Raw genomic sequence first — 4,885 nt, 5'->3', positions numbered from 1 at the left:
TTTAACCCAATTTAACCAAAATCAACCAAACACCTCCAATATATTATAAGCCGTATCTCTTTTTGCCGGGATCTCGCCTACATCTTTTATAAGCTTTATCATCTCTTCTTGATTCATTCTATTTTGTGCTCCTGCGGCTTTTACAACATTTTCTTCCATCATAGTGGACCCCAAATCGTTTGCCCCGTATAATAAAGCAAGCTGTCCGATATAACTTCCCTGGGTTACCCATGAGCTTTGAATATTTTTAAAATTATCCAAAAATAGTCTGCTAACAGCCAAAAGCCTAAGATATCTGTTAGAAGAGGTTTTATATTTTACTATGCCATCTTTTTGAAGTTTAGTATGTTTTGGTTGAAAACTCCACATTATAAAAGCTCTAAACCCTCCGGTTTCATCTTGTAGATCTCTTATTTTTTCCCAATGTTCCACAATTTCTTCATCACTCTCAACTGTCCCAAACATCATAGTTGCCGTTGTTTTCATACCTATCTCATGAGCACTTTTATGGATATCTAACCACTCGCTAGAGCTTAGTTTTCTTGGACTTATTATATCTCTTACTCTATCTACCAATATCTCGGCTCCGGCTCCAGGTATAGAAGAGAGTCCCTTTTCTTTAAGTCTTGATAGAGTCTCTTTATAGCTGATTTTGCTTATTTTTGATATATAATCTATCTCAACAGCACTAAATCCGTGAATAGTAATTTGAGGATATTTTTTATGGATATGTTCTACCAAATTTTCATAATATTCAATTTTTAGTTTTGGATGAACTCCTCCTTGAAAAAGTATCTGAGTTCCGCCTATTTTTATAAGCTCGTCTATTTTTTTATCTATCTCTTCATAACTTAATATATAAGCATCTTCATCTTTTGCGTGACGATAAAAAGCGCAAAAATTACAGTCTACCCAGCAAATATTGGTATAGTTTATGTTTCTATCTACTATAAAAGTGGTTATTTTTTTTGGATGAAGCTCTCTTTTTTTCTCAAGAGCCATTTTCCCAAGCTCTTTTAGATCCCCTTCTTGAATAAGCTTTATCGCCTCTTTTTTGCTAAGTCTCACTCCTCAATCCCCTCAAAAATTTTTTCAACTTCTATCTCTTCTTCTAAACAATCTATCTTTAATTTGTCATTAACACAGTAGTTTCCGTCAAACTCAAATTTTTTATCTTTTAATACAAATTTTTCGACTATTTTATACTCGCTCTCCACAATAAAATACTCTTTTATGTTCGCACACTCGTAAAGTCTAAATTTTTCTTTTTTATCTTTAAGGGCGGTTGACGGGCTCAATACCTCAAAAATCGCACAAGGCAAATCTTTATCTTCGCAAAATATCATGATATCCGGTTGAACTACGTTAATTTTTTCAAGAGAGTCTTTTTCGCATATAAGTTTTAGATCATATGGCGCCACTCTTGGTTTGCATCTGTTCAAACTTTTTATAATCGTTGCAATATTCAAAACAGTATCTTGATGCTTTGCGCTGGCTCCAGCCATCATATATATTTTTCCAAATATCAGCTCAACCCTCTCTTGGGTTGATTTTGATATCTCTAAATAGTCTTTATAACTATAATTTTCAAGTTTTAACGCTTCCATCTTTTTTACCTTTTGCTATGGCGTCCAATACGCCGTTTACAAACTTTGGGGACTGATCGGTCCCAAGCTTTTTTGCCAGCTCTACCGCCTCGTTTATGGCTATGGCTTTATCAAGATCGGTGAACATCAGTTCATACGCTCCGAGTCTAAGAATTGCTCTTTCTATGTGACCGACTCTTTCTAAATCCCAACTCTCTAAATGTTTTTTAAGCTCTTCGTCTATCTCTTTTAAATGATCTGTTACTCCGTTAAAAAGAGAAAGAGCAAACTCTCTTTGCTTGTTTCTTATCTTTTTTTCTTCCAAAATATCTTCCGCAAATTTTTTAATTTCCGGATTTCCCAGATCATAGGCATACAGCAGTCCAATAACCGCCTCTCTTGCTTGATGTCTTGTAGCCATTTTACTCTCTTTTAAAAATTTCTATATAGATCTATTAGCTCAATTAATCCCGTCATAGCCTCAAAACCTTTGTTTCCAGCTTTGCTTCCGGCCCTCTCAATCGCTTGTTCTAAGGTATCGGTCGTTAAAACGCCAAAAGTTACCGGTTTTTGATATTTTAAAGTAGTATTTGCTATACCTTTTGTAGCTTCTGCCGCCACATAATCAAAATGGGGAGTCGACCCTCTAATAATGGCTCCAAGACAACATACTCCATCATATCTATTTGCACTCAATATCTTATCCAAAGCAAAGGGAAGCTCAAATGCCCCGGGAACCAAAATAAGATCAAGACCGCTTTCATCTCCTCCATGCCTTAAAAACGCGTCTTTAGCCCCTTCAACCAATCTATCTGTTATAATATGATTAAATCTACTAGCGATTATCGCAACTTTCTCTTCACCGCTTAGTCTTAATTTTCCCTCTATTATATTCATTTACACTCCTATACTATTTTTATATTTTAATTTCTTCTTTTTTTCATATTTTTTTACTAAAAATTTTTCTTTATACTCATAAACACTCTCTAATTTTTAAAATATCTTTAACCAACGATTTCAAATCATCTATTTTTAACATATTTGGTCCATCGCTCAGCGCGATATCAGGATCATAATGTGTTTCAAAGAAAAAACCATCCACTCCTACCGCCGCGGCAGCTTTTGATAAAGGAGCTACAAACTCTCTTTTTCCACCGCTTTTTCCTCCCGCGCCTCCTGGCATCTGAACCGAGTGGGTAGCATCAAAAATCACCGGGGCAAATCTTCTCATAATAGCCAAACTTCTCATATCCACTACTAAATTTCCGTAACCAAAAGTAGTTCCTCTCTCGGTTAACCAAACCCCCACTTTTTTACTGATTTCATACAAAGACTCATCTTCTAAGTTTTCTAATTTACAATTCCTGGTTTTTAATACCTTTAAAACGCTATATTTCATATCTTCGGGGTTCATAAACTGACCTTTTTTGATATTTACTATTTTAGGCGTTTTTGCCGCTGCAACTAAAAGATCCGTTTGTCTGCACAAAAATGCTGGGATCTGTATAACATCGGCTACTTCGCTAACGGGCTCAACCTGATAACTCTCATGAACATCTGTTAATATCTTAAATCCAAATTTTTCTTTTATATCAGAAAGCATCTTAAGACCCTTTTTAAGGCCCGGCCCTCTGTAGCTATCAAGACTTGTTCTGTTTGCTTTATCAAAACTGGCTTTAAAATAAAAATCTATTTTATGATCTTTTTGATACTCTTTTAAACTAATGGCGATTTTTTCCAACTGTTCATAACTCTCTATTACGCAAGGACCTGCTATCAAAATCATTTAAAAACCTTTTTAAAATCTATCTCTGTTTTACAACCATCCCATTCAAATCTATATAAACCTTCACTTTTTAGTTTCTTTTTTAATTCAAATTTTTTGTTTTCTATCTCAAATATTTCTACTTCTTCGGTTTCTGGGTTGATAATAATATAATATTTTACCTCTTTTTTCTCATAAAGGACAAACTTTGTAGTAACATCCTTTAGAGCGGTTGAGAGACTTAAAACCTCAACAATCAAAGGGGGAGTTTTTGTGAAAAATTTTTTATCCTCATAATCTTCGCAAAATATGGCTACATCGGGTTGAACAACATTTTCATCATCTATTACCCAGTCAATTGGGGATAAAAAGGCCTCACACTTCTCGCAATCTAACCCCTCGGACAACTCTTTCCAAACATAAGCAACTACTCTTTGATGTTTTGGATAGGGTGCGGGGCTCATAGCGTAAGGAATGCCATCTATTAGCTCCCATCTGCCTTCCCACTTTTTATAATCTTCATATTTGTATTTTTCCAACATATCCAAAGCCGCCATCTTTATCTCCTGGCTACTAAAATTCCACTAACTGCTATTAAGATTATACCTAAAATCTTTATAGATTCGGGAAAAGGATCGTTTAAAAACAGAGCGCCAAAAAGTATAGAAAAAACAATATTGGAATAACTTATAGTCCCAACAACTCCGGCTTTACTAGCGCCGTAAGCTTTTGTCATAAAAATTTGCGCAAACGTAGCAAGTATACCCATAAAAAAGATATAAATCCACATAACTCCCTTTGGCATAACAAACTTTCCAAACATAAAATCCAAACTCTCAAACTCAAATATCTCAGAAGCTCCCATTAATAATAAAGGTCCGATGGTTCCTACTATCATAAAAGATAAAACTATAGCTCTTGTATCATAATATTTTTTTAACTCTTTAACGCTCGTATACGCTAAAGCGGCTCCAACCCCGCTAAGTATTCCCAATATGTCATATTTATCAAATGGGGTATAAAAAGGATCCGTTATCAAAAGAATACCCAAAAACCCTATAAAAAGTGCGATCCAACCTCTTCTTCCCAAAGCCTCATTTAAAAATAAAAAAGCAAAAAGAGCGGTAAATATTGGAGAGGTTTTAGAGTATGTCATCGCCTCACCCAAAGGAATATGAGCAATATCGTAAAAAAAACATAAAAGTGCCAAAAAACCCATCAAACCTCTAAAAAAAAGCAGAAGCGCTCTTCCCCCTTTGTGTCTCATAGGTTTTGCAAAAAGAGATATTCCAACCAAAAAAACTCCAAAAACGTTTCTAAAAAAAACAACTTCCAAAGAGGGCATATATTGACTTAAAATTTTTGCAAAAACCCCCATACCGGCAAATAAAACGGAAGCAAAAAGCATATACCATATACCAATCTCAACTTTTTTTAACAATCCACTCCTTTCAACCACTCAACAACCTAATCACTCAACCACTCAACTACTCAACTATTTTAACCAAATTAGACATTGGACATTGGACATTGG

At 34.9% G+C, this 4,885-nt stretch carries 7 protein-coding genes; all 7 read right to left on the bottom strand.

Translation table 11 applies throughout. The features are described from left to right. Nucleotides 1–21 precede the first annotated feature (21 nt). Nucleotides 22–1,068 carry a dehypoxanthine futalosine cyclase gene (locus tag AC30RD_RS06385; RefSeq protein WP_489493542.1) on the bottom strand — a complete coding sequence of 349 codons (1,047 nt, stop codon included), beginning with the start codon at nt 1,066–1,068 and terminating at the stop codon, nt 22–24. After that, nucleotides 1,065–1,607 (bottom strand): Uma2 family endonuclease, encoded by a 543-nt coding sequence (locus AC30RD_RS06380; protein ID WP_489493541.1) that lies wholly within the window; start codon nt 1,605–1,607, stop codon nt 1,065–1,067. The genes AC30RD_RS06385 and AC30RD_RS06380 overlap by 4 nt, the downstream gene beginning before the upstream one ends. Next, nucleotides 1,588–2,007 (bottom strand): transcription antitermination factor NusB, encoded by a 420-nt coding sequence (nusB, locus tag AC30RD_RS06375; RefSeq protein WP_489493540.1) that lies wholly within the window; start codon nt 2,005–2,007, stop codon nt 1,588–1,590. The genes AC30RD_RS06380 and nusB overlap by 20 nt, the downstream gene beginning before the upstream one ends. 11 nt (nt 2,008–2,018) lie before the next feature. Beyond that, nucleotides 2,019–2,483 (bottom strand): 6,7-dimethyl-8-ribityllumazine synthase, encoded by a 465-nt coding sequence (gene ribH / locus AC30RD_RS06370; RefSeq protein ID WP_489493539.1) that lies wholly within the window; start codon nt 2,481–2,483, stop codon nt 2,019–2,021. A 76-nt stretch (nt 2,484–2,559) separates the two neighbouring features. After that, nucleotides 2,560–3,372: a 3-deoxy-8-phosphooctulonate synthase gene (gene kdsA / locus AC30RD_RS06365; RefSeq protein ID WP_489493537.1), complete on the bottom strand. Its 813-nt coding sequence runs from the start codon at nt 3,370–3,372 to the stop codon at nt 2,560–2,562. Beyond that, nucleotides 3,369–3,908 (bottom strand): Uma2 family endonuclease, encoded by a 540-nt coding sequence (locus tag AC30RD_RS06360; RefSeq protein WP_489493535.1) that lies wholly within the window; start codon nt 3,906–3,908, stop codon nt 3,369–3,371. Before AC30RD_RS06360 ends, kdsA begins: the two co-directional genes overlap by 4 nt. 2 nt (nt 3,909–3,910) lie before the next feature. Further along, the gene (locus tag AC30RD_RS06355) at nt 3,911–4,792 is read right to left on the bottom strand and encodes a DMT family transporter (RefSeq protein ID WP_489493534.1); all 882 of its coding nucleotides are present in this window, start codon (nt 4,790–4,792) and stop codon (nt 3,911–3,913) included. Between the last annotated feature and the right edge of the window lie 93 nt (nt 4,793–4,885).

It is taken from the genome of Nitrosophilus sp. (genome assembly GCF_982775275.1).
The sequence above is the reverse complement of the archived record's forward strand: the minus strand, read 5'-3'. Positions and strand labels throughout refer to the sequence as shown.

Coding starts and splice junctions, on each gene's coding strand:
- AC30RD_RS06380 (WP_489493541.1), bottom strand. CDS start 1,607: ATGGAAGCGTTAAAACTTGAAAATTATAGTTATAAAGACTATTTAGAG.
- nusB (WP_489493540.1), bottom strand. CDS start 2,007: ATGGCTACAAGACATCAAGCAAGAGAGGCGGTTATTGGACTGCTGTAT.
- ribH (WP_489493539.1), bottom strand. CDS start 2,483: ATGAATATAATAGAGGGAAAATTAAGACTAAGCGGTGAAGAGAAAGTT.
- kdsA (WP_489493537.1), bottom strand. CDS start 3,372: ATGATTTTGATAGCAGGTCCTTGCGTAATAGAGAGTTATGAACAGTTG.
- AC30RD_RS06360 (WP_489493535.1), bottom strand. CDS start 3,908: ATGGCGGCTTTGGATATGTTGGAAAAATACAAATATGAAGATTATAAA.